We start from the raw sequence: 24,100 nt of genomic DNA on the forward strand, positions 1-24,100 counted from the left end.
CCCCGGATCTTTTAATGAGGTGAATGGAATGGAATTATCAGAAATCAGGGCAGAGCTCGAAAATATGGCTTCTCGTTTAGCGGACTTCAGGGGGTCTCTTTGACCTCGAATCAAAGGAAGCCCGCATTGCAGAATTAGATGAAAAGATGGCGGAACCGGAATTCTGGAATGACCAGCAGAAGGCCCAAACCGTCATCAACGAAGCGAACGGTCTGAAGGAATACGTGAACTCCTATCATCAGCTGAGCGAGTCTCACGAAGAGCTGCAAATGACACATGATCTTTTAAAAGAAGAACCTGACCAGGACCTTCAGCAAGAGCTTGAAAAAGAGCTGAAGTCATTAACGAAGGAATTGAATGAATTTGAGCTTCAGCTGCTGCTCAGTGAACCATATGACAAAAACAACGCGATTTTAGAACTTCATCCGGGGGCCGGCGGTACGGAATCCCAGGACTGGGGTTCCATGCTGCTCAGAATGTATACCCGCTGGGCGGAAAGACGCGGTTTCAAAGTTGAAACGCTTGATTATCTCCCGGGAGATGAAGCAGGAATTAAGTCTGTCACACTGCTCATTAAAGGCCACAATGCATACGGCTATTTAAAAGCGGAAAAAGGCGTACACCGCCTCGTGCGGATTTCTCCATTTGATTCATCAGGCCGCCGCCACACGTCATTCGTGTCTTGTGAAGTCATGCCTGAATTCAATGAAGAAATCGACATTGATATTCGTACCGAAGATATTAAAGTTGATACGTACCGGGCGAGCGGTGCCGGCGGACAGCACGTCAATACGACTGATTCAGCCGTTCGGATCACCCACCTCCCGACAAATGTAGTCGTCACGTGCCAGACGGAACGTTCACAAATCAAAAACCGCGACCGGGCGATGAAAATGCTCAAAGCGAAGCTGTATCAGCGCAGAATTGAAGAACAGCAGGCGGAGCTTGACGAAATCCGCGGCGAACAGAAAGAAATCGGCTGGGGCAGCCAAATCCGCTCGTACGTCTTCCATCCGTACTCCATGGTGAAAGATCACCGCACCAATACGGAAATGGGGAACGTGCAGGCGGTTATGGACGGAGATATCGATATCTTCATTGACGCCTATTTACGTTCTAAACTGTCGTAATCCGGGAACACACCTGCCTTTGGCAAGGTGTGTTTTTTTATCCGTTCTCTTTTTCCATTTTTCACAACAGCGCTTTAGCAAATTAATACGGTATTTGGCTGTTATTTACTTCTAAGCCGGGAAGACTTAAAATGCTATCGAGAGAAAATCGGAGAACGGAGGATTTTGCATGGATGTGAATCACAATAAGCCGCTCCGTCTGATCAAAGATTATATATACATCATGATCGGCGCGGCGATTACGGGGATCGTGTTTAACGTATTTTTGCTGCCGAACCGTATAGCAGCGGGGGGAGTAAGCGGGATCAGCACCATTTTAGAAACGTTTGGTTTTGAACCGGCTTACGTGCAGTGGATTATTAACATCCCTTTGTTTATCGCCGGAGTGATCATTCTCGGCGGGAAGTTCGGAATGAAGACACTGGTCGGTTCCATCGTTCTGCCGCTCGCCGTCTATTTAACAAGAGATCTGCCTGCCGCGACGACCCATGAACTGCTGGCGGCGATTTTCGGAGGCGTCGGGATCGGAACGGGAATCGGCATCGTGTATCTCGGCAAAGGCTCCACGGGGGGAACGGCTCTGGCGGGCCAGATCATTCACAAATACACGGGGCTGTCGCTGGGAACGTGCCTCGCCATCATGGACGGATTAATTGTGCTGAGCGCGATGCTCGTTTTCGGAGTGGAGCAGGGACTGTATGCGATGCTCGGGGTATTTATTTCAAGCAAAACGATTGATGTCGTGCAGGTCGGGTTCAACCGCTCCAAAATGGCTTTAATTATTACGCAGCATGAAGAAGCCGTCAGATCGGCTGTGTTTAAAGAAATCGACAGGGGTGTGACGAAGATTTCCGCAGTCGGCGGGTATACGGAACATGACCGGCCGATCTTAATGTGTGTCGTCGGCCAGACCGAATTCACAAAACTGAAACAAATCGTCAAACAAATTGATGAGTCAGCCTTTGTCATTGTCGCAGACGCAAGCGAGGTGCTCGGCGAGGGTTTCAAACGCGCGTAAACGGGGTTATAATAGCGAAGGGGTGCATCTTACATATGAAATCAAAATGGGCGCTGCTGGCGATGGTTCTGACCATGTCCGTCCTGCTGGCGGCATGCGGCGGATCCAATGAATCGAAAAAAGAAAGCTCTGACAGCTCAGGCGGATCAAAAGCTTCTGCGTCAGCAGGAGAAGAGCTTTATCAGCAAAGCTGTATCGGCTGCCACGGAAAAGACTTAGAAGGCGGCGGAGGTCCGAATTTACAGGAAGTCGGCGGGAAGTATGATGAAGCTAAAATTGAAAGCATCATTAAAAACGGACGCGGCAATATGCCGAGCCATCTTGTAAATGATAAGGAAGCCGCTGAGATCGCAAAATGGCTGTCACAGAAAAAATAACAGAAAAACCTTGCCTGTTATAGGGGCAAGGTTTTTTCACGGTCTGGGAATGAAAAGAAACTGTAATAGTAATATGTCTAAATTTGACGTATAATGAAGTGTACTGAGGAAAAGGAACTTTCAGATTTTTCATCTGTTTCCTGGTAAACCGGCCATAAACCGCAGTATTTTTACGAACTCTATGGCTGCAAGACATAATTAAAAGATTAGGTGATTTCATGATAGAGATGAAAGAAGTATATAAATCCTATCCGAACGGTGTAAAAGCGATTAACGGGCTGTCAGTCATGATTCATCCCGGAGAATTTGTATATGTCGTGGGACCGAGCGGAGCCGGTAAATCTACTTTTATTAAAATGATTTACAGAGAAGAAAAGCCGACAAAAGGACAAATATTGATTAATCATAAAGATCTCGCGTCTGTAAAAGAAAAAGAGATTCCTTTCGTGCGGCGTAAAATAGGTGTTGTTTTCCAAGATTTTAAACTTCTTCCGAAACTGACGGTATTTGAAAACGTCGCGTTCGCGCTTGAGGTGATCGGAGAGCAGCAGTCCGTTATTAAAAAACGCGTGCTCGAAGTGCTCGATCTTGTGCAGCTGAAGCATAAAGCGCGGCAGTTTCCCGACCAGCTTTCCGGAGGAGAACAGCAGCGTGTTTCCATCGCAAGATCCATCGTCAACAATCCTGACGTCGTGATAGCTGACGAACCGACGGGCAACCTTGATCCGGTAACATCATGGGAAGTCATGAAGACGCTGGAAGAGATTAATAACCGCGGAACGACCGTCGTGATGGCGACACACAATAAAGAAATAGTAAACACCATGAAGAAACGGGTCATCGCGATCGAAGACGGAATTATTGTGCGTGATGAGTCAAGAGGGGAGTATGGTTCTTATGATTAAAATTCTCGGGCGCCATTTGCGTGAGAGTTTTAAATCTCTCGGAAGAAACACATGGATGACATTTGCATCCATCAGTGCCGTTACCGTTACATTGATTTTGGTCGGCGTGTTTTTAGTCATTATGCTGAATTTAAACAACATGGCTAAAAATGCTGAAAAAGAAGTGGAAATTAAAGTATTAATCGATCTGACGTCCAATAAGAAAACGCAGGATACGCTGCAGAATGAGATTAAAGACATCTCGGGAATCCAAAGCGTAGAGTTTTCATCTAAAGATAAAGAGCTTGATCAATTGGTCAAAAGCTTCGGCGACAGCGGAAAGGCCATGAAAATGCAAGATCAGGAAAACCCGCTGAACAACGCGTTTATCGTCAAAACGACAGATCCGCATGATACGCCGAAAGTCGCGAAAAAAATTGAAAAGCTGGATCATGTGTATAAAGTGACATACGGGAAAGAAGAAGTCAGCCGTCTGTTTAAGATCGTCGGGGTGTCACGCAACATCGGGATTGCGTTAATCATCGGCCTTCTGTTCACGGCGATGTTCTTAATTTCAAATACGATTAAAATCACGATTTTCGCCAGAAGAAAAGAGATTGAAATCATGAAGCTTGTCGGCGCGACAAACTGGTTTATCCGCTGGCCGTTCTTCCTGGAAGGGCTGCTGCTTGGGGTATTCGGTTCTATCATACCGATCGCTCTCGTGCTGAGTACGTACCAGTCGATGGTCGCTTGGGTGGCCCCGAAAGTTCAGGGATCATTTGTTTCACTTCTGCCGTACAGTCCGTTTGTGTTCCAAGTATCACTTGTGCTCATTCTGATCGGCGCGGTTATCGGAGTATGGGGAAGTCTGACTTCCATCCGGAAATTCCTTCGTGTATAAATACAAAAGCCAGTCTGATATAGACTGGCTTTTTTTAATGGTTTCGTTACTGAATGACGGGCAGGGCCGGTGATCCGGGCTTTAATGTAAAGTCATAAGACGATTCGTCACGGTACATCGGGTCCGCATAAATGGAATCCGAATCGTTTGCCGTTCCTTTTTGGTACGCTGTGAATGAATCATATTCTCTGTTCTTCCAATTCCAAATGCCGTCTTTTCCGGCTTCTTTGTGATAGACGTTATGATTAACGGTATTGCCTTCGTTTTTCGTATAATCATTTGCGATAAAAATCCTTGAACCGCTTGCCGTCATGATGTTTTTTTCGATCGTGTTCCCTTTTGTGCCGTACTGCAGCAGCAGCTGGCCGCCGTCAAGGTCCTTCGTGTCATTTCGGTACATAATGTTGTGAGCGATCACCGAATTGATGGTGCCGCCGCGTTTTGTGTCATAGCCTCCGATTGAAATACCGGTGTAAGCATTGCCGTACACCTTGTTATCCGTAATCCGGATATCTCGTGCGTATTTCCCTCTATGTTCGGAAGTGGCTTCAATGCCGAGGTCATTGTTGTAAACGGTGTTATTCTTAATGTCCACATGTTCTGCGCCGTCAACGTAAATACCGCCTGCTGAATATTCATCTCCGTAAGCGGGATTTCCGTAAGAAGAGTTATGGCTCACCGTATTGTTTTCAATGACGCCGTTTCGCGCATAGTCGTTTTGCTTGGACGTTCCTTCGTATCCGATCACGTCAATCCCGATATTGTTATTGTCCCGAATGGTATTGCCGGCAATCTTAAATCCGTCAACATTCCCGTTCAGCACGACCGCTTCGCTTGCGCCGAGCGTCAGTTTTTCAACCGTATTATTTGTGATGCTGACATCCTTCATGGCGCCTGTGCCGTAAAACGCGATGCCGTGTGCATTTCCCTCATCAGCCGTGGTTTTAATGTTTCGGATATGGTTGCCGTCAATGTTGATATGACTGCTTGATCCGGTGACATAGATTCCCATGGCCGTCGCATCTTCTGATGATACGGAGAGATTCTCAAGCGTAACGCCGTGAATGGTAATGTACTGTTTATTGCGGATTTGAATTAACGGAGTTTCAGAATCGCTTTTTGGCGCAGATTTGCCGCTGATTGAGACATGCTCATTCTGATAGTTCCGAAATGTAATCGGCTTTTCGGCCGTGCCGCTGTGCTTTACTTCAAACGTTTCATCGTACGTCCCTTCCCGAATCAATACGGTTGTCCCGGCCTCTGCCTTTTCAGCCGCATGTTTTAATGTGCGGAACGGCTTTTCTTTCGTTCCTTCATTTTGGTCGCTGCCTGCGGGAGAAACATACAAGGCGTCCGTCTGCGTTTTTTCATTGGCCTCTGTTTTTGGCCAGACAAAGGCGGTAATGCCTGCGGCCAGAACCGCCGCGGATAAAATCGATAATTTTATTTTCATATCGCATTCTCCTGTATATTTAATGAATTGCATACAAAATATTATACGTTACCCATATATATGTAACAATCTCGCGTTTTCATTTTTTTGTTGCCGTTACATGAATTCTTTGCAATTTACACATACTATCTCCAGATTTTCGTAAAAGGACTAAGAGGAGGTAAACGATGAAGCAGAAAATGATCGCAGTGATAGCGGCCGTCAGCATCATGTGCGGCGGAGCTCATATTGCCGGGGCGGCACAGCCGAATTCATCAGACGCAGAAAGAAGCCGGGCAATGGAAAAAATCGAAAAAGCATATGAGCTGATCTCGAACGAATACGTGGAAAATGTAGATAAAGAAAAGCTTCTTGAAGGAGCGATTCAGGGGATGCTGTCTACATTAAACGACCCTTATTCCGTTTATATGGACAAGCAGACCGCTAAGCAGTTTTCCGATTCTCTTGATTCTTCTTTCGAAGGGATCGGCGCTGAAGTCGGTATGGAGGACAATAAAATCATTATCGTATCACCGTTTAAGCAATCTCCGGCGGAAAAAGCGGGACTCAAGCCGAATGATGAAATTATCAGCATAAACGGCGAGTCAATGAACGGGAAAGGTTTAAACGAAGCCGTGCTGAAAATCAGAGGAAAAAAAGGATCGAAGGTTTCTATTAAAATACAGCGTCCGGGTACTGATAAACAGCTGTCATTCCGGATTAAAAGAGCGGAAATCCCGCTTGAAACCGTATTTGCTTCCCGCAAAGAATCAGGCGGTCATCATGTCGGCTACATCGGAATATCGACATTTTCCGAGCATACCGCCCAGGACTTCGCCGCGGCGCTGAAAAAGCTTGAAAAACAAGGGATTGACGGTCTCGTCCTTGATGTAAGAGGGAATCCCGGCGGCTACCTTCAAAGCGTTGAACAAATTTTAAAGCATTTCATCACAAAAGACATGCCGTATATCCAAATTGCGGAGCGTAACGGCGATAAAAAGCAATATTTCTCAACCTTAAAACATAAGAAGCCGTATCCCGTCAATGTCATCACGGATAAAGGAAGCGCCTCCGCTTCAGAAATTCTTGCGGGTGCGTTAAAAGAAGCGGGACATTATGACGTTGTCGGTGACACTTCTTTCGGTAAAGGAACGGTTCAGCAGGCCGTGCCTATGGGAGACGGGAGCAACATTAAATTGACGCTTTATAAATGGCTGACACCGAAAGGCAATTGGATTCACAAAAAAGGCATTGCTCCGACAATCGCTGTGAGCCAGCCGGATTATTTTGCGGCGGGACCGCTTCAGCTGAAACAGCCGCTTCAGCCTGATATGAACAGCGCGGATGTCAAGCACGCCCAAATCCTGCTGAAAGGCCTAGGCTTCGACCCGGGCAGAGCAGACGGCTATTTCAGCAAAACAATGAAAAAAGCCGTTCTGGCGTTTCAAGACCGGTACAAACTTGATAAAACAGCGGTCATTGATAAAAAGACAGCGGAAAAAATGAATCAGCTGTTGAATGAACAGAAATCTGACGAAAAAAATGATTTACAGCTGCAAATGGCGTTAAAATCATTATTTGTAAAATAAATGAAAAGGAGGCGTTTTTTACGTCTCCTGTTTCTTTTGTCACACTCTAAAAATGAACTAAAAGACATATAATTATGTCGGTTTTGACAAGATATTAAAAAAATTTTCACATTTAAACATTTATAAAGGACAAACATTACCCGATATTTATAGAGAAGAGAGACTTTATGCCGAGTTAATATGTATTCAAAATGAAACTTTTGAAAGTTGCCTCAGTCAGTTTTAGTTCTTACAATAAAAGAAGGTTCTAATAGAGAACAGTTTTAGTTTGGCAGCTGCATTTCAGTATCGAAAGCAGAAGTGTTTGCGGCGCTTCAGCACGGCAGCTGTAATCACCCGTGCTTATCTGGATAAAAAAATGGGGGTTCACAATTGAAGAGGGCAAGTATTGTGCGTGAAAAAAAATATTATGAATTAGTGGAACAACTAAAAGACAGAACAAAAGACGTTACATTTTCATCAACAAAAGCACTAAGTCTTCTTATGCTGTTCAGCAGATACCTGGTCAATTACACAAATGTTGAATGCGTTCACGAAATCAATGAAGAGTGTGCGAAGCATTATTTCACTTACTTAATGAAAAACCATAAACGTTTAGGAATTAATCTGACGGATATTAAGCGGTCCATGCTTCTGATCAGCGGCGTGATCGAGGTGGAGGTTGACCACTATCTGAAAGATTTCTCTCTCTCAAATGTAACGCTCTGGATGACGGAAGAGAGATAGACGTTTGAGATATTCAAGCCAATGATTATTTGGTAGAATAGAATTAAAATGTTTGGCTTGAGGCGGTGAAAGCAGTGTCTGTTCAATGGGGAATTGAACTTCTGAAAAGTATCGGTCTGTTTTTTTTGCACCCGATGTTCTGGTTTTTTATCATCATAAGTCTCGCATGCGGATATTTGCGGATCAAACGTGAACGCCATACGTTTCATACAAAAATCGCGGATATGTATGACGAGCTTATCTTTACATACATAAAAGGACTTATACCGGGTATACTTCTCTCCATATTATTTTTTGGACTGGGAATTTCGATTCCATTCGGTCTTCTCGGCATAATCGCGGCCGTGACGGCTTTGGCTTCGCTGACGTTCCGTATGAATTGGCTGTCATCAGCTTATATTGTCAGCGCCGGCATGTTCATTGCGTTTCTCCTTCAGTATACCCACACAGTGCCGTTTGCGGATCGGTTTCCGCAGGCATTCGGCGTGAATTGGGCATCGGCGGCCGTGTTTATGGGCCTTTTGATTATCACGGAGGGAGCGGCTGCCTGCCGTTCAGCGCATCTGAAAACATCTCCGGCGCTTGTCGTCAGCAGCAGAGGCCTGCCCATCGGCCGACAATTGGCGAATCGCGCATGGCTGCTTCCGCTTTTCTTATTGGTGCCGGGCAGCGGGCTTGAGTCACACCTTTCTTGGTGGCCTGTCTTTACCGTGCCGGGCGGCTCTTTCCATTTGATCTGGATTCCTTATATCGCCGGCTTCGGACAGCGTGTGCAGGGTTCACTTCCGGAAGTCAGCATAAGGATAACGGCGAAACGTGTCATGATTCTCGGGGTTATCGTGACCGCATTCGGGGCAGCGGCCCTTTGGTGGACTCCGCTTGCCGGAGCTGCCGCTTGTATTGCGGTGCTCGGACGCCTGTTTTTATCATTAAGACAGCGGCTGAACGATAACGCGGCTCCGTTTTATTTCTCTAAGCGGGATCAGGGCTTAATGGTGCTCGGCATCATTCCGAATACACCCGCGGACGATCTTGAGCTGAAGATCGGTGAGATTATTACGAAAGTAAACGGCATCCCCGTGAAGCATGTATCGGATTTTTATGAAGCACTTCAAAAAAACCGCGCATTTGTAAAAATGGAGATCATCGGCCTGAACGGTGAGATCCGGTTTGATCAGCGCGCGTCCTATGAAGGCGAACATCATGAATTAGGTATTTTATTCGTGCAGGATGAACACGAGCACGAAGAAATGACAGCATTATAATGTGATTTTTCATAATTATTCGGAATAGTTTCAAGAACTCCTAAACTAGATTTCAAAATAAAACAGCTAAGAAAATTATATTTTCTTAGCTGTTTTATTTTGAAATAATAAAAAAATAAATGAAGGAGAGGTATGGCTTATTGGAAAGGTTATTGCTAACTCCAAAACCTTTAGAAGATGAATCTTTAGCAGGATATATATTAAGAATAACTGATTATAATGGTTATGTTGGATAGGGGGAGTACATTATAAAAAAGCTTTTACTTAAGAGATTACCGTTGATTTCACTTGGAGTTATAGCTTACATACTGACAATATACGCGCAGAACCATCAGGATTGGGCGGAAAAATACAGTAGGTCTGTATATCCGTTATTGTCAAAAATAGTAGGATTTGTACCTTCTTGGGTCAAGTTTTCTGTTAGTGAATGGCTCGTCGTGTTGGTTGTGTTACTTTTTCTATTTTATATCGTTTATTATGTGCGCAAGGTTATCATGAGTAAAGGTGTACGTAGGATGGTAGTTTATCGTGGTGCTCTAGGAATAGTTACGATCTGTAGCGTGATATATTTTTGTTATACTATTTTGGGTGGAATAAACTATTACAGATATTCTTTTTTGTCTTATACCGAATATAAAGAAGAGAACTACAGCAAGGAGGAACTGGTCAAATTGAGTAAGTCGCTTGCCGTTGAAATGGAATTGGCAAGGGAAAAGTTAGCGGACACTGATCTTTTGGCTCAAGTACCAGAGGTTTTTGATTATTATGCACAACACGCAGTGTTCTCGATGCAAATGTTATCAAAGGAATATCCTGTTTTGGAGCATTCTTTATACTCAACACCAAAACCAGTTGTGATGTCAAAGCTAATGTCGCATGCAGGGATAAATGGTATCTTTGTCCCTTTTACTTATGAATCCAATATCAATGTTAATGTGCCCGTTTTCTTGGTGCCTGCTACTATGGCACATGAATTGGCACATCAGAGTGGTTTCATGCATGAGGATGAGGCTAATTTTATAGCTTATCTGGCATGTAAGCAGCAGGATGATCCAATGATACTATACAGTGGTTTATTTCTGGCATTTGATTATTCTATATCTGAGCTAAAGAAAGTGGATCCAGATCAGGCGTCTGATATAATGTCCAGTCTGTCCAAGGCGGTGCAGCATGATATAGAACAAAATGAGCAGTACCGGGATAAGTATGAGGGTGTTATTTCAAGTATTTCAAGAAATGTAAATGATGTATATCTGAAGGCAAATAATCAGACAGACGGTTTGAATAGCTATAGTGATATGGTGAATTTGTTGCTGGCAGAGCAGCGAGAGATAGAGAAGTACAATTAAATGTATCTTGAATACTTATAGGTTTATATAGTAATGATAGTGGGCTCAAGTTGAACATAGGAGTGAGTGAAATAAATAAAATAAAAGTATTTCCTATTCCATATGCTGGAGCGTCGGTAAATGCATATTATGAATGGAAAAAACTACTGCCGGATAGATATGAATTGTGTATATGTGAATTGGCTGGAAGAGGAACTCGATTCACAGAGCCTTGTTACCAGTCTGTTGGTGAAGCAAGTGAAGATATCGCCAAAAGAATAAGTGAACAATTAGAATATGACGATGAATATGTTATATTTGGACACAGCATGGGAGCCTTATTGACTTATGAGATATATTATAAACTTAAGCAAATGGGAACTAAGGAACCAAGGCATCTGTTTTTTTCTGGGCGAGATGCTCCACATATTTTTGAAAAGAGAGAAGACATTGAAAATATGACTAATGAAACTTTCTTGACAAAGGTGGAACAATATGGGGGAATACCAGAGGAGTTTTATACAAAAGAGATTATGGATATGTTTCTTCCGATTTTGCGAGCAGATTTTATAATTTTGGACAATTATAAGTTTCAGCCCAAAGCAGAAAAAATAAGTTGTGGAGTAAGCGTTTTTTATGCGGATAGCGATTTTTCGACTCATATCAATGAAATGCATAAATGGAGTGAAGTTGTTGAAGGAAACGTGAAATTTCATAAGTTTAAAGGAGAACATTTTTTTTGAATCGGTATCCTAATGATATTGTAAATACTATTGTTAAAGATACAGAGACTCAAATATTTACCAGGCCACCCACCTGGATCGCCTGGAAATACGGGGGTAATCTCCCCCATTAATTCTATTTTGAATTAATTCAAATGAGAGAAACGTTAAAGTCTCAAGTAGTGGTGTAAAAAAGAACTGTGCCTTTTGACAAGGGAAGCCACGGTATGATTCTACTAAAGTGACGCGACTCAACTTTAGAAGGAGGATCAATGTGTTTTGAAATATTATATTTAAAATAAATTTTATCAGTCTGAGAATCCTTCAATGATTGTTACTTAATTTTGCTTAATTATAAAAGTAATATTCAATAATTGTTTTAGGTAGGTTTTAGTAAGGAGAATTATGAAAAAAATTAAGAAAAAACATTGGAAATAATAAGCTTTCAGTTTTATTAATTATGAAAAATCACATATAAAAAGCCTGGTGCCGCTAACAACACAGCGGCCGGGCTTTTTTTACGGCCGGATTACGATGTCAGCGGCGAACTTGATCGGAACTCTCAGCCATTTACATTCACCTTTTCTCTTGTAAATCAAAAGATTCTCATAGAGCAAACGGCATTGCGGTGACACTTTGAGAGAGAAAATGAAGAAGGAAAACTAGAAAAGGTTCCGGAAAGCAGATGCTTACGGAACCTTTTTCGTTATGCCGAATGGCTTTTTTTCGTCTGAACGGTTTCCCCGGACTTGATACCAAGCGATACGAACAAGCCGATCACAGAAACTCCGATCAATATGATAAACAGAATATGAAACCCGGAGATTAAACCGATCAGCGCTGAAGAAATAATGCTTCCGAAATAACGGAAGGTGGAGAAAATCCCGGATGCGATGCCGGACATGCCCGGTTCTACCGTCGCAAGAGAAGATACCTGCATGCTCGTCAGCCCCGCACCTGACGCGATGCCTCCGACAATAAGCGATGCCATAAGAAACGGAACGGAATGGGAATAAACCAAAAGCAGAAATAAGAGATTGGCTACGGCCATCAGCCCGAAGGACAGAAAAATCATTCTTCGCGCGCCCCATTTCTGATGCAGCTGAGCTCCGCCCCAGTTGCTGGCGGACATGAAAACAGAAAAGACTGACAGCGCCATGCCGCTGTGCGATGTATTCATGCTGAAGTGGCCGGTCATAAAGAGCGGCATAATCAATAACACGGCGTACATCATTAAATTGCTTAACAGAACCGACAGATTGGCGCTCGTAAAGGTCGTGTTTTTAAACAGGTCAAAATCAATAATCGGATGTTTCGTGCGCAGCTCCCGCCTGAAAAATAGCGGAACAAATACGAGAATGAGCAGTGCGTACACCCAATAGCCCAAAGAGCTTTCATTTTTCGTCAGAAGAATAATAGATACTATGCTTCCGGCAAGCAAAACGGACCCGATGATATCAAGCGGAGCGTCAGACGTTTCTTCTTTATATTTAGGAAACATCACTAATGCCGTCACAAGTGCGATTGCAAGAAACGGAATGTTGACCCAAAAGATCGAATGCCAGCTGAAGCTCTCAATTAAAAGAGAGCCGATAAACGGACCGAGAGCCGCACCCAGCCCGGCACCGAGGCCGAAAAAGCCGAATACTTTCGGAAGCCGTTTTTCAGACACGACATGGCGGATGATGGCGATGCTGTTTGGCGTAAGCAAAGCGCCGCCGGCAGCCTGAAGCGCCCGGAAGAAAATCAATAAGAAAAGACTTGGCGAGAGGGCGCACCCCAATGATGCGATGAGAAAAAGGCCGACGCCCCATAAATACATTTTTTTGTTTCCGTACATATCACCGAGTTTGCCGGCAATGGGCTGTGTCACGGCCATCACGATTAAATACACGGTCACTACCCATGTGATGCTGGCAATTGATTCGCTGAATGAGCGGGAAATGGATGAAAGGGCGACTGCGATCATCGTAGAATTGATGGGAACGAGTATGGCTCCCAGCAAAAGCGAAACGATCAGCGCCCATTCTTTCTTTGAACCCATCCTTCATCCTCCTTGGAGCCGGAAAATGACCGGCCGGTAATGCCTTTCATGAAAATCTCAGTGCTGTGTTTCAGCATCGTTTCCTCAGAGAGAGTGATGACTCTTTTCCCCAGCTGCAGCCGGTGTATAAAATAACCGAAAATCATCGTCATAAAGACGTCTGCATTAGCTTCTTCACTGCCGGGGCTTATCATATTTTTCTTTGTCAGCTCCTTAAAGTAAACGATTAAATGCTTTTTCACGGATTGCGGATATACGACAATATCCTGCAGGACGTCTTCGAATAGTTCCGGTTCGCGCAGGCAGATGCGGAACACTTCTTTTTTTTGTTCCAATTGCTGAAGAAGGGTCGCGGCGAAATGAAGAAGATCCTCATACAAATCGCCTTCCGCCTTGGTGATCATGCTTTCCGGAACCGGCGTCTGCTGTTCAATCATGGCTTTCATTAATCCTTGTTTGTTTTTAAAATTACGGAAAATCGTTGCTTCGCTTACTTTTGCTTTTTCTGCGATTTCTTTTGTTGTCGCTGCGCGGTATCCTTTTTGGATGATCAGATTCATCGCGGCGTCAATAATTCTCTTGTTCGTCGTTCTCAACATGTTTCACCTCGCGTAAATACTGGCAGGACAAGTATACACCCGCCCTGCCCGTCAATAAAGAGGGAAACCTAGCATGAAGCGCGTTTGACAATCGTAATCTTGCCGTTTGTCCCGTCCACCGTGACGATATCTCCGTCGTTGAGCCTGTCAGTCGCGGCACGTGTGCCGAGAACGGCCGGGAGCCCGTATTCCCTCGCGATGATCGCCGCATGTGACAGGATGCCGCCCGTGTCCGTAATGACGGCCTTTGCATCCTGGAACAGACTGGTCCACAGCGGTGTCGTCATTTTGCAGACAAGCACGTCTCCTGTTGAAAAACGGGAAAATTCACTTGCGTCACGAATGACTTTCACCGGGCCGCTTGCGATTCCGCTTGACGCCGCAAGTCCGTAAATTTGATGTTCAGTGTTTTTTTCATCTTCTGTGATGGAGCCGGTAATCTGTTCAGCCGTTTTCAGCTGTTCCGAAGTCGGAGTTCCGAGATAAGCGGGGGCTTCAAGCAATTGATATTGCTGGAAGAGCTGTTTTCGTTCAGCGGCTTTTTCCTGCATCGGAACCGGCGACACCAGCGCTTTCTCGACTTCATCGCTGTATAAGTACCACATATCCTCCCGATCATCGATTACGCCTTGTTTTTGAAGCAGCTCGCCGATTTTCAGAAGGCAAAGGCGCGCTTTGGCGTCCAGCATCGCATCAATATAAAAATGGTGATCATCTTTGATAACGGATGAAGACAATGTCCACTGATAATAGCGGTCAAACGTCTCCCGGAAGCCGTCATCTTCAATTCTATCCATAAAGTCGGCGTAGAGCTGTTTTCGTTTTTCTATCGTTTTATGAAACTCACTGTCAAAATCGTATCCGTTCCGGACATAGTTCTGAATGTTGGCTAAAGCGAAATAAGGGTTTTCCGCCCAAGTTTCTTCAATCAGATCATGACTTTTCACGGATCTCCAGCCGTATTCCTGTAAAAATTCACCGACTTGTTCGAGAAAGCGTTTTCCCTCATTTGATTGCAGAAGTGTCTGATGCAGCTCATCGGCATGAGAAACCGTAAAGACGCGCCGCAGCTCAGGGCTGTCTTTTACTTGTCCGGAAAGCAGCCACAGCTGTCTGTCGGTCTCCAATGACTTATTCATGACGCCAGCCAGCATTTCGTACAGAAGGGAGGTGTTTTCTTTCTCAACCTGTCCGTACATGGATTCCAGTATCATGTTTAACGCAACCTGCGGAAAGACAATATTGAAATGTTCTGCGTATCCTTTTAAATAGAAGTCTTGCAGGTTTCGGAACGCATCAAGGGCAGTCTCCGGCGTATGGTCTGTATGCGCCAGTTCGTCCAGCTTTTGATAAAAAGGCAGAAAGGTTTCCTGAATAATATTGTACATGCGGTCAGCCAAGACGGGGAAAAGCGCTTCTAACTGTTCTGCGGGCAGCTTGTCGTCCGTCTTATGCTGTCTGGAAAAAACACGTCCCTGATGAAGTTTGACACGCTCGATTTCGATGCCCATTACAGGGAATGCCTTCGTGCTCTCTTTGAGGCCGTATTCCAAAGCCGGCACAATGAGTGAGGCGAATAACGGGCTGACGGGGCCTTCTATATTGGCCTCCATATTGAGCCAAAAATCTTTCTGATCCTGGGGCGTCATAATAAATTCCCGTTCTTCGTCTGCCGCTTTCTGATCCTGCACGATCGTTGTAATCGGCCTGGCCTGAAGCAGATACAGCTTATTTTCGGCAAATCCGAATTCGAGATCCACGGGATAACCGTACAGTTCTTCCGTCTTTATCGTCAGCATGGCAAGCTCTTTGATGCTCTCGTCATCAAGGCAGAAGCGGTTTCTCATGTCAGCGGTCGTCTCTTTTTCCGTCACGCCTTCGTCTTTAGAAACGATATACATTTCTTTTAAGCCGATTTCTTTTTCAATCTGAAATGTGTCTTTATTGACGATAAATGTGTCGGGCGTCACGCTGCCGGAGACGATTGCTTCTCCGAGACCGTAGCTCGCGCTGATCATCAGCTCTCCGTCATCGTGTGTGACGGGGTTTCGGCTGAAAATGACTCCTGAAACCTCGGAATTGATAAGCCCTTGCACGACAACGCCCATTAACGGTTCTGCGGTGTCATTGTTCATTTTCTCTTTATAACCGCTGACCCGCGCCGAGAAGAAGGAAGCCCAGCATTCTTTCACTTTTCCGAGAAACTCTTCTTCTGTTTTGATATTTAAATAGGTTTCGTACTGGCCCGCGAAAGAAGCCCCTTCAAGATCTTCGGACGCGGAGGAGGAACGTACGGCGACAGAGGCGTATGATTCTCTCAATTCATAAAACGACGCGGTCAGTTCCTCCCGAAGCTCTTTTGAAAACGTGCCGTTCATAATGGCGCGCTCCATCTGTTCCTGATCTGCTTGAAGCCCGTTGTCTTCCATAAAACGTGTCAGGGCATTCGTCTGAATGATGAAACCGCCGGGAACGGGCAGCCCGTTTTTCGTCAGTTTAATCAGGTTCATTCCTTTTGCTCCTGCAGAGCGGCTCGATTCTTCCGCTTTTTGAAATCGCACTGAATACATGCGGTATGACCCCCTTTTTTTCTTCATCCAAGAAAATGATAGTAAACACTATCATTACATTGTAAAGAGGGAGGAAGAAACTGTCAAAGATACAAAGACCTAAACCTTCTCATCCTTTCGGCTGAAGAAAGGTAATTCGATTCATCTGGTTAATGGTTCAATGGATTTATATTCACAATTTTTTTGACAGATGATTGAAGACTGCTGAAAAAGGGTATTGTGATAGCAGGGGAACGATTGTCCGATTCTTCATTTTTTACTATAATCAGATGAGATGAAGAATTCCCGAGGAGGGTTTTTGTGATTACAAAAGCCGTTTTTGCATTATGTTTCCCTTTTATGCTGGTCGTCCTTTTTACGCGCGTCACGTTTAACCACTATGTGGCGATCGCTCTCACAGCCGCACTGCTTTTCGCATCCTATTTAAAGGGTTACACCGAAACGTATTTTATCGTTGGATTGGATGTCGTATCGCTGGTGGCCGGAGGGCTGTACATGGCCAAAAAAGAAGCAGACAAAAAGAAAGACAATGCCTGACATGGTGAATATGAAATAGAATGCCTGCTTTTACGCCATAAAAGCAGGTTTTTTATACAAAAATTGACTTGGTAAAAATAAACCATCGAACTTTAGTTCGTATTTTTAGTGATTTTGCCCGTCATTGTGTTACTATATCAATAGGAAGATTTCGTAAAGAAACGGAGGCTTTTTTGTGAAAGATCGTTTTGAGTTAGTCTCGAAATATCAGCCCCAGGGAGATCAGCCGCAAGCGATTGAGAAGCTTGTCAAAGGCATACAGGAAGGCAGAAAACACCAGACTCTCCTGGGTGCGACAGGGACGGGCAAAACCTTTACCGTGTCCAATCTGATTAAAGAAGTGAATAAACCGACACTGGTCATTGCCCATAACAAAACCCTTGCCGGACAGCTGTACAGCGAGTTTAAGGAGTTTTTCCCGAACAACGCTGTCGAATATTTTGTCAGCTATTACGATTACTATCAGCCGGAGGCGTACGTGCCTCAAACGGATACTTTTATAGAGAAAGACGCAAGCATTAATGATGAAATTGATAAACTGAGACACTCCGCGACATCCTCTCTGTTTGAACGGAGAGATGTCATTATTATCGCGAGTGTGTCATGCATATACGGTCTCGGTTCGCCTGAAGAATATCGGGAAATGGTTGTGTCGCTCAGACCGGAAATGGAGATTGAGCGAAATGAGCTGCTGAGAAAGCTTGTGGATATCCAGTATGCCCGCAATGATATCGACTTTCAGCGCGGGACGTTCCGCGTGCGCGGAGACGTTGTGGAAATCTTTCCGGCTTCCCGTGACGAACATTGTATCAGAGTGGAATTTTTCGGAGATGAAATTGAGCGGATCAGAGAGGTCGACGCTTTGACCGGAGAAATTCTCGGCGACCGTGATCATGTGGCGATTTTCCCGGCTTCCCACTTCGTCACCCGGGCGGAAAAGATGGAAAAAGCGATTCTGAATATTGAACAGGAGCTTGAGGAGCGCTTGAAAGTGATGCACGAAAACGGCAAGCTCCTTGAAGCGCAGCGGCTTGAGCAGCGGACGAGATATGATCTTGAAATGATGCGGGAAATGGGTTTTTGCTCAGGGATCGAGAACTATTCAAGACATTTGACACTCCGACCGCCGGGCTCTACGCCGTATACGCTGCTTGATTATTTTCCGGACGATTTTATGATTGTCGTTGATGAATCACATGTGACGATTCCGCAGGTGCGCGGCATGTTCAACGGTGACCAGGCGAGAAAACAGGTGCTTGTCGATCACGGGTTCCGCCTGCCGTCAGCGCTTGACAACCGTCCGCTCCGATTCGAGGAATTTGAGAAACACATGCACAATATCGTGTACGTGTCGGCGACTCCGGGACCGTATGAAATTGAGCATACGCCGGAAATGATCGAGCAGATCATCAGACCGACGGGACTCCTCGATCCCCTCATTGACGTCCGGCCGATCGAAGGACAGATTGATGATCTGATCGGCGAGATTCAGGCGAGGATTGAACGGAATGAACGCGTTCTCGTGACGACTTTAACGAAAAAAATGTCAGAGGATCTGACCGATTATCTCAAGGAAATCGGCATCAAGGTCAATTATCTGCATTCCGAGATTAAGACGCTTGAACGGATTGAAATCATCCGTGACCTCCGCCTCGGAAAACATGATGTGTTAATCGGCATCAACCTGCTGAGGGAAGGGCTTGATATTCCGGAAGTGTCACTTGTCGCCATTCTCGATGCGGATAAAGAAGGCTTCCTCCGTTCTGAACGTTCGCTGATTCAGACGATCGGACGGGCGGCGCGAAACGCGGAAGGCCGCGTCATCATGTATGCCGATAAAATCACGAATTCGATGGAAATCGCGATTAATGAAACGAAGCGCCGCCGGGAACAGCAGGAGCGCTTTAACGAAATTCACGGCATTACGCCGCAAACGATCAATAAGGAAATCCGCGATGTGATCCGCGCGACGCAGGCCGCTGAGGATAAAGAAGAATATAAAACAAAAGCCGCGCCTAAACTGGCGAAGATGACGAAGAAAGAACGCCAGAAAGTCGTTGAGCAAATGGAGCACGAAATGAAAGAAGCGGCCAGAGCGCTTGATTTCGAGCGGGCGGCAGAGCTTCGTGATTTACTGTTAGAGCTTAAAGCGGAAGGATGATGAACACATGGCAATTGACCGGATCGAGGTGAAAGGCGCAAGGGCGCACAATTTAAAAAACATTGATGTAACGATTCCGCGGGATCAGCTCGTCGTCGTGACGGGGCTGTCCGGATCGGGAAAATCCTCCCTTGCCTTTGACACCATTTACGCGGAAGGACAGAGGCGGTATGTTGAATCGCTTTCTGCCTATGCGCGCCAATTTTTAGGGCAGATGGATAAGCCGGACGTTGATGCGATCGAAGGGCTTTCTCCGGCGATCAGCATTGACCAGAAAACGACAAGCCGCAATCCGCGGTCAACCGTCGGAACGGTAACGGAGATTTATGATTATCTCCGGCTGCTGTACGCGAGAGTCGGGAAACCGCACTGCCCGGAGCACGGCATTGAAATTACATCGCAAACGATTGAACAGATGGTTGACCGGATTCTTGAATATCCGGAGCGGACGAAGCTTCAAGTGCTTGCGCCGATCATCTCAGGCAGAAAAGGCGCCCATGTCAAAGTGCTTGACCAAATCAGAAAGCAAGGTTACGTAAGGGTGCGGATTGACGGAGAAATGGCCGAGCTTTCCGACGATATTGAACTTGAAAAAAACAAAAAGCATTCCATTGAAGTAGTCATTGACCGGATCGTTGTCAAGGAAGGCGTTGCCGCCCGGCTTTCCGACTCGCTGGAAACCGCGCTCCGTTTAGGGGAAGGCCGTGTCATGATAGATGTCATCGGTCAGGAGGAGCTGATGTTCAGCGAGCATCACGCTTGTCCGCTGTGCGGTTTTTCTATCGGGGAGCTTGAACCCCGGCTGTTTTCGTTTAACAGCCCGTTCGGCGCCTGTCCGACTTGCGACGGTCTCGGCTTGAAGCTGGAAGTGGATCCTGAGCTCGTCATCCCCAATCCCGAGCTGTCATTAAAGGAACACGCCATCGCGCCGTGGACGCCGATCAGTTCACAATATTATCCGCAGCTGCTTCAGGCGGTCTGCCGCCATTACGGCATTGATATGGAGACTCCGGTCAAAGACCTGCCGAAGCATCAGCTTGATAAAGTGCTGTACGGCAGCGGCAATGAACGGATCTACTTTAAATACGAGAATGATTTCGGACAAGTGCGCGAAAATGAAATTGAATTTGAAGGCGTGCTGCGCAATATTGAGAGAAGGTATAAAGAGACAAGCTCCGATTATATCCGTGAACAGATGGAGCAGTACATGTCACAGAAATCGTGCCCGACGTGCAAAGGCTACCGGCTGAAGAAAGAAGCGCTTGCCGTTTTGGTCAACGGGCGTCATATCGGAACCATTACCGAACTTTCTGTCGGCGACGCGCTTGAATTTTTCAAAAACCTGACGCTGTCTGAGAAAGATATGCAGATTGCCGATTTAATTTTAAGAGAGATTGTAGAGCGGCTCAGCTTCTTAGATAAAGTGGGTCTTGATTATCTGACGCTGAGCCGGGCGGCGGGAACGCTGTCAGGCGGAGAAGCCCAGCGCATCAGGCTTGCGACGCAGATCGGCTCCCGTTTGTCAGGCGTCCTGTACATTCTTGATGAGCCGTCCATCGGCCTTCACCAGCGTGACAATGACCGTCTGATCAGCGCGCTGAAAAACATGAGGGATCTCGGCAACACACTGATTGTCGTGGAGCATGATGAGGATACGATGATGGCTGCCGATTATTTGATAGATATCGGTCCGGGCGCCGGCATTCACGGCGGCCGCGTCATATCGGCGGGGACGCCAGAAGAAGTGATGAATGATGCGGACTCTCTGACCGGACGCTATTTGTCAGGGGCTCAATTCATCCCGATGCCTCCGGAGAGAAGAAAGCCTGACGGCCGGTTCATTGAAATCAAAGGCGCTTCAGAAAACAACCTGAAAAAAGCGAACGCCAAATTCCCGCTCGGCACTTTTACGGCGGTGACAGGTGTGTCCGGTTCCGGAAAAAGCACGCTTGTGAATGAAATTCTGCATAAGGCGCTTGCGCAAAAGCTTCATAAAGCCAAAGCGAAACCGGGAAGCCATAAAGAAATCAAAGGCCTCGACCACCTTGATAAGGTGATCGACATCGACCAGGCGCCGATCGGCCGGACACCGAGATCAAATCCGGCAACTTATACGGGCGTGTTTGATGATATCCGCGATGTATTCGCGCAGACAAATGAAGCAAAGGTGCGCGGCTATAAAAAAGGCCGGTTCAGTTTTAATGTAAAAGGCGGGCGCTGTGAGGCCTGCCGCGGCGACGGCATCATCAAAATTGAGATGCATTTCCTTCCTGACGTGTACGTCCCGTGTGAAGTGTGCCACGGCAAACGTTACAACCGGGAGACGCTGGAGGTCACATACAAAGGAAAAAGCATTTCTGACGTTCTGGATATGACGGTGGAAGATGCTCTGTCCTTCTTTGAAAATATCCCGAAAATCAAACGCAAGCTTCAAACGCTTGCCGATGTCGGACTCGGGTATGTGACGCTCGGCCAGCCGGCGACGACGCTGTCAGGCGGAGAAGCGCAGCGCGTTAAGCTTGCTTCCGAACTGCATAAGCGTTCCACAGGCCGGACGCTGTATATTCTGGACGAACCGACGACAGGCCTCCACGTTGATGATATCGCAAGGCTATTGGTTGTGCTTCAAAGACTCGTCGATAACGGTGATACCGTTTTGGTCATTGAACACAATCTCGATATCATTAAAACGGCGGACTACATCGTAGACCTGGGACCTGAAGGCGGAGCGGGCGGCGGCACGATCGTAGCCTCCGGGACGCCTGAAGAAGTTGTCGAAGTGAAAGAATCATATACGGGCCGCTATCTGAAACCGGTAATGGAACGTGATAAAAAACGGATGAAAACATTGCTGGCTGAAAAAGAAACGGCAGCCACATAATAGATCAATAAAAACAGCCCAAAACTCATCGGTTTTGGGCTGTTGTGTTACAGGCTTTTTTCTGTTGGGGAAGCTGTCTGCTTAAATGCATTAAGTCCTGCAGAATATGGGTGCTGCTGCTGTCCAGCAGCACTTTTATATATTGGATATCATGGGAAATGGGAAGAGGGGCTGCTTTGATCTGTTCCAATTCAGCCAGCATTTCGCTGTTCATTCTTTTTTGTTCGCGAATTAAATTTCGCAGACTCTCTTCCGTTACTTGGGCGTTTTCGGGATCTTTCTCCATTTGTATGTCCTCCTTGCATACGGTCAGGCTTTGTTACATATTGTAATCGGTTCGGGGAAAAGATTCTATAGTGAAATCTCTGAAATCAAAAATTACGTATAACGAAGCATGTCCTTAGCATGAAAATGAAACCCGCCCATTCGTCATACGTATGTATAAGGAAGGGTTTTTACATCAAGGCACAGGGAGTGTTTTTATTGAACCGAAATCAAGCGATTATCGCATCAATCTGTTATTTCAGCGTGTTTCTCGCGCCGCTCATTCTTCCGATTGTGGCTTACTTTGTCGTCGATGAAAAAGAGACGAAGCGGCATGCCATGCGAGCTCTGATTTCCCATATCATTCCGTTTGCGGGATTGCTGATTGTGACCGCGGGTGTTGTCGGCGGATTGATTACGGCTCAGGGGGAGAGTATGGTGCCCGTTTTTGTTATGATAACAGAAGCAGCTGTTTATTTTCTGATCCTCATCGGAATGGTCATTTGGAATATCGTGCAGGGAATTAAGGTGTTACGCCAGGTGTAAGAAAAGTCGGGGGAGGAGTTTTGTATGAAACAGGAGAAAGAACGGATTTTAAAGCTTGTGGAAGACGGCATGCTGACGGCGCAGGAAGCACTGACGCTCATTGAAAAACTGGATCATGAATATAAAGAAAAAGAAGAGCAGATCACCGCATTATCTGCGGAGGTCCAGGAACCTGCGGAAGATTTCGAAAGCGGGGCAAAAGGAAGCCAAAAGCCGTCGCTCGGGGCGAAGCTGTTCGACTGGATTGATTCTGCCGTCAAAAAAGTGAAGGAAGCGGATCTTGATCTGAATTTCGGCCACGCACACGAAGTGCAGCATATTTTTCAATTTAAAGACAGTGAATTCTCGGCCATTGATATGCAGATCGCAAACGGCAGCGTCAATATCGTGCCGTGGGCGGATGAAGATATCAGAGCGGAGTGCCAGGCGAAAGTGTACCGGGCGGACAGTCAGGAGGCGGCGCGCACCGCATTTCTTCAGCACATTGAGTGTGAAGTGAAGGGCAATAAGTTTTTTGTCCGCACGGAAAAGAAAACGATGAAAACCAATGTCACGCTTTATGTTCCCCAGAAAGAGTACGATAAGATAAGAGTGAAGCTGTTTAACGGACCGATCAGAGGGGAACATTTACATGTAAAAGAATTCTCGGCGAAAACGACAAACGGCGTTCTGTCATTCTCTCATTTGACGGCTGATAAAGCGTCGGCGGAAACGGCTAACGGACAAATCAAGCTGGCCGGACATCAATGCGGCGCGATTGAAGCGGAAACGATAAACGGCTTGATTGATTTGCGCGGATCGAGTGAATCCATTGACGTTCAAAGCTTTAACGGCAATATCATGCTTACCGTGACAGCGCCGCACTGCCGCTCCATCTACACGAAAACGACGACCGGAAACGTGGAGATCGCTCTGCCTGATGATTCGGCGGTGAAAGCGGAGCTGAAAAGCAATCTCGGCTCTCTCAGCCATGAGCTGATTGATGCGGAAATTTTAAAGGAAAAGAATGATACCATTCAAAAAGAACTGATGCTGGCATCAAATCAAGGCCATGATCAGCATCTCTCGATTTTCTCAGAATCGTTAACAGGAGCCATTAAGCTCAAGCATACTCAGAGGTGAT

At 45.9% G+C, this 24,100-nt stretch carries 20 protein-coding genes; 15 read left to right on the forward strand and 5 right to left on the reverse strand.

All coding sequences use genetic code 11. From position 1 onward, the window contains the following. Positions 1 to 28 precede the first annotated feature (28 nt). The 5 genes from prfB (at position 29) to ftsX (ending at position 4,313) form a co-directional block, all read left to right on the forward strand. Positions 29 to 1,130 (forward strand): peptide chain release factor 2 gene (prfB, locus tag BGM27_RS12715; RefSeq protein ID WP_096034905.1). Its coding sequence is split into 2 segments (ribosomal slippage): positions 29 to 100 and positions 102 to 1,130, totalling 1,101 coding nucleotides; the frame shifts between segments, so codons are not numbered across the junction. A gap of 169 nt (positions 1,131 to 1,299) precedes the next feature. Next, positions 1,300 to 2,148: a YitT family protein gene (locus tag BGM27_RS12720; protein ID WP_012118565.1), complete on the forward strand. Its 849-nt coding sequence runs from the start codon at positions 1,300 to 1,302 to the stop codon at positions 2,146 to 2,148. A gap of 35 nt (positions 2,149 to 2,183) precedes the next feature. Next, entirely contained in the window at positions 2,184 to 2,525 is a 342-nt protein-coding gene (cccB, locus tag BGM27_RS12725; RefSeq protein WP_007407466.1) for a cytochrome c551, read from the forward strand. Between the two features lie 218 nt (positions 2,526 to 2,743). After that, positions 2,744 to 3,430, forward strand: coding sequence for a cell division ATP-binding protein FtsE (gene ftsE, locus BGM27_RS12730; protein ID WP_007407465.1), 687 nt, complete (start codon positions 2,744 to 2,746; stop codon positions 3,428 to 3,430). Then, the gene (gene ftsX / locus BGM27_RS12735; RefSeq protein ID WP_007407464.1) at positions 3,423 to 4,313 is read left to right on the forward strand and encodes a permease-like cell division protein FtsX; all 891 of its coding nucleotides are present in this window, start codon (positions 3,423 to 3,425) and stop codon (positions 4,311 to 4,313) included. The genes ftsE and ftsX overlap by 8 nt, the downstream gene beginning before the upstream one ends. Positions 4,314 to 4,359: 46 nt before the next feature. Here the strand turns inward: ftsX and BGM27_RS12740 are convergent, their stop codons facing one another. Continuing rightward, entirely contained in the window at positions 4,360 to 5,766 is a 1,407-nt protein-coding gene (locus BGM27_RS12740) for a right-handed parallel beta-helix repeat-containing protein (protein WP_007407463.1), read from the reverse strand. A 209-nt stretch (positions 5,767 to 5,975) separates the two neighbouring features. On the opposite strand from BGM27_RS12740, the gene ctpB reads away from it, so the two are divergent. The 5 genes from ctpB to BGM27_RS12765 all read left to right on the forward strand — a co-directional run bounded on the left by ctpB (position 5,976) and on the right by BGM27_RS12765 (position 11,396). After that, positions 5,976 to 7,334: a carboxy-terminal processing protease CtpB gene (gene ctpB / locus BGM27_RS12745; RefSeq protein ID WP_417852351.1), complete on the forward strand. Its 1,359-nt coding sequence runs from the start codon at positions 5,976 to 5,978 to the stop codon at positions 7,332 to 7,334. A gap of 372 nt (positions 7,335 to 7,706) precedes the next feature. After that, positions 7,707 to 8,060 (forward strand): swarming motility protein SwrAA, encoded by a 354-nt coding sequence (gene swrA / locus BGM27_RS12750; RefSeq protein ID WP_014305920.1) that lies wholly within the window; start codon positions 7,707 to 7,709, stop codon positions 8,058 to 8,060. 74 nt (positions 8,061 to 8,134) lie between these two features. Then, a complete protein-coding gene (gene minJ, locus BGM27_RS12755; protein WP_007407459.1) occupies positions 8,135 to 9,325 on the forward strand; it encodes a cell division topological determinant MinJ in 1,191 nt (396 codons plus the stop codon). Positions 9,326 to 9,603: 278 nt separating this feature from the next. Next, on the forward strand, positions 9,604 to 10,674 hold the full coding sequence (locus BGM27_RS12760) for a DUF3810 domain-containing protein (RefSeq protein ID WP_007407458.1): 1,071 nt from the start codon (positions 9,604 to 9,606) through the stop codon (positions 10,672 to 10,674). 50 nt (positions 10,675 to 10,724) lie between these two features. Beyond that, positions 10,725 to 11,396, forward strand: a complete 672-nt coding sequence (locus tag BGM27_RS12765) for a thioesterase II family protein (protein WP_007407457.1) — start codon at positions 10,725 to 10,727, stop codon at positions 11,394 to 11,396. 685 nt (positions 11,397 to 12,081) lie between these two features. Here BGM27_RS12765 and BGM27_RS12770 read toward each other — a convergent pair. From BGM27_RS12770 to BGM27_RS12780, 3 genes are all read right to left on the reverse strand, one after another. Then, complete coding sequence (locus tag BGM27_RS12770; RefSeq protein ID WP_007407455.1) at positions 12,082 to 13,419, reverse strand: MFS transporter; 1,338 nt, start codon at positions 13,417 to 13,419, stop codon at positions 12,082 to 12,084. Beyond that, positions 13,392 to 14,015: a TetR/AcrR family transcriptional regulator gene (locus tag BGM27_RS12775; protein WP_015240677.1), complete on the reverse strand. Its 624-nt coding sequence runs from the start codon at positions 14,013 to 14,015 to the stop codon at positions 13,392 to 13,394. The genes BGM27_RS12770 and BGM27_RS12775 overlap by 28 nt, the downstream gene beginning before the upstream one ends. 71 nt (positions 14,016 to 14,086) lie before the next feature. After that, positions 14,087 to 16,588, reverse strand: coding sequence for a PEP/pyruvate-binding domain-containing protein (locus BGM27_RS12780; RefSeq protein ID WP_007407453.1), 2,502 nt, complete (start codon positions 16,586 to 16,588; stop codon positions 14,087 to 14,089). Between the two features lie 300 nt (positions 16,589 to 16,888). Between BGM27_RS12780 and BGM27_RS12785 the strand changes: the two genes are divergently transcribed. The 3 genes from BGM27_RS12785 to uvrA all read left to right on the forward strand — a co-directional run bounded on the left by BGM27_RS12785 (position 16,889) and on the right by uvrA (position 22,167). Next, a complete protein-coding gene (locus BGM27_RS12785; protein WP_003151438.1) occupies positions 16,889 to 17,125 on the forward strand; it encodes a CsbA family protein in 237 nt (78 codons plus the stop codon). A 175-nt stretch (positions 17,126 to 17,300) separates the two neighbouring features. Next, positions 17,301 to 19,286, forward strand: a complete 1,986-nt coding sequence (gene uvrB, locus BGM27_RS12790; RefSeq protein ID WP_003151439.1) for an excinuclease ABC subunit UvrB — start codon at positions 17,301 to 17,303, stop codon at positions 19,284 to 19,286. 7 nt (positions 19,287 to 19,293) lie between these two features. Next, a complete protein-coding gene (gene uvrA, locus BGM27_RS12795; RefSeq protein ID WP_020954334.1) occupies positions 19,294 to 22,167 on the forward strand; it encodes an excinuclease ABC subunit UvrA in 2,874 nt (957 codons plus the stop codon). A 25-nt stretch (positions 22,168 to 22,192) separates the two neighbouring features. Here uvrA and BGM27_RS12800 read toward each other — a convergent pair whose 3' ends face one another. Continuing rightward, positions 22,193 to 22,453, reverse strand: coding sequence for a hypothetical protein (locus tag BGM27_RS12800; protein ID WP_007407450.1), 261 nt, complete (start codon positions 22,451 to 22,453; stop codon positions 22,193 to 22,195). Between the two features lie 197 nt (positions 22,454 to 22,650). On the opposite strand from BGM27_RS12800, the gene BGM27_RS12805 reads away from it, so the two are divergent. Together BGM27_RS12805 and BGM27_RS12810 are read left to right on the forward strand one after the other, a co-directional pair. Then, on the forward strand, positions 22,651 to 22,977 hold the full coding sequence (locus BGM27_RS12805) for a hypothetical protein (RefSeq protein WP_007407449.1): 327 nt from the start codon (positions 22,651 to 22,653) through the stop codon (positions 22,975 to 22,977). A gap of 24 nt (positions 22,978 to 23,001) precedes the next feature. Beyond that, the gene (locus BGM27_RS12810; RefSeq protein ID WP_007407448.1) at positions 23,002 to 24,099 is read left to right on the forward strand and encodes a DUF4097 family beta strand repeat-containing protein; all 1,098 of its coding nucleotides are present in this window, start codon (positions 23,002 to 23,004) and stop codon (positions 24,097 to 24,099) included. Position 24,100: the final 1 nt, after the last annotated feature.

This window comes from Bacillus sp. FJAT-27001 (genome assembly GCF_019039175.1).
Taxonomy (GTDB): Bacteria; Bacillota; Bacilli; order Bacillales; family Bacillaceae; genus Bacillus; species Bacillus velezensis.

Coding starts and splice junctions, on each gene's coding strand:
- ftsX (WP_007407464.1), top strand. CDS start 3,423: ATGATTAAAATTCTCGGGCGCCATTTGCGTGAGAGTTTTAAATCTCTC.
- BGM27_RS12770 (WP_007407455.1), bottom strand. CDS start 13,419: ATGGGTTCAAAGAAAGAATGGGCGCTGATCGTTTCGCTTTTGCTGGGA.
- BGM27_RS12720 (WP_012118565.1), top strand. CDS start 1,300: ATGGATGTGAATCACAATAAGCCGCTCCGTCTGATCAAAGATTATATA.
- cccB (WP_007407466.1), top strand. CDS start 2,184: ATGAAATCAAAATGGGCGCTGCTGGCGATGGTTCTGACCATGTCCGTC.
- BGM27_RS12780 (WP_007407453.1), bottom strand. CDS start 16,588: ATGTATTCAGTGCGATTTCAAAAAGCGGAAGAATCGAGCCGCTCTGCA.
- ftsE (WP_007407465.1), top strand. CDS start 2,744: ATGATAGAGATGAAAGAAGTATATAAATCCTATCCGAACGGTGTAAAA.
- BGM27_RS12800 (WP_007407450.1), bottom strand. CDS start 22,453: ATGGAGAAAGATCCCGAAAACGCCCAAGTAACGGAAGAGAGTCTGCGA.
- ctpB (WP_417852351.1), top strand. CDS start 5,976: ATGTGCGGCGGAGCTCATATTGCCGGGGCGGCACAGCCGAATTCATCA.
- BGM27_RS12740 (WP_007407463.1), bottom strand. CDS start 5,766: ATGAAAATAAAATTATCGATTTTATCCGCGGCGGTTCTGGCCGCAGGC.
- BGM27_RS12810 (WP_007407448.1), top strand. CDS start 23,002: ATGAAACAGGAGAAAGAACGGATTTTAAAGCTTGTGGAAGACGGCATG.
- uvrA (WP_020954334.1), top strand. CDS start 19,294: ATGGCAATTGACCGGATCGAGGTGAAAGGCGCAAGGGCGCACAATTTA.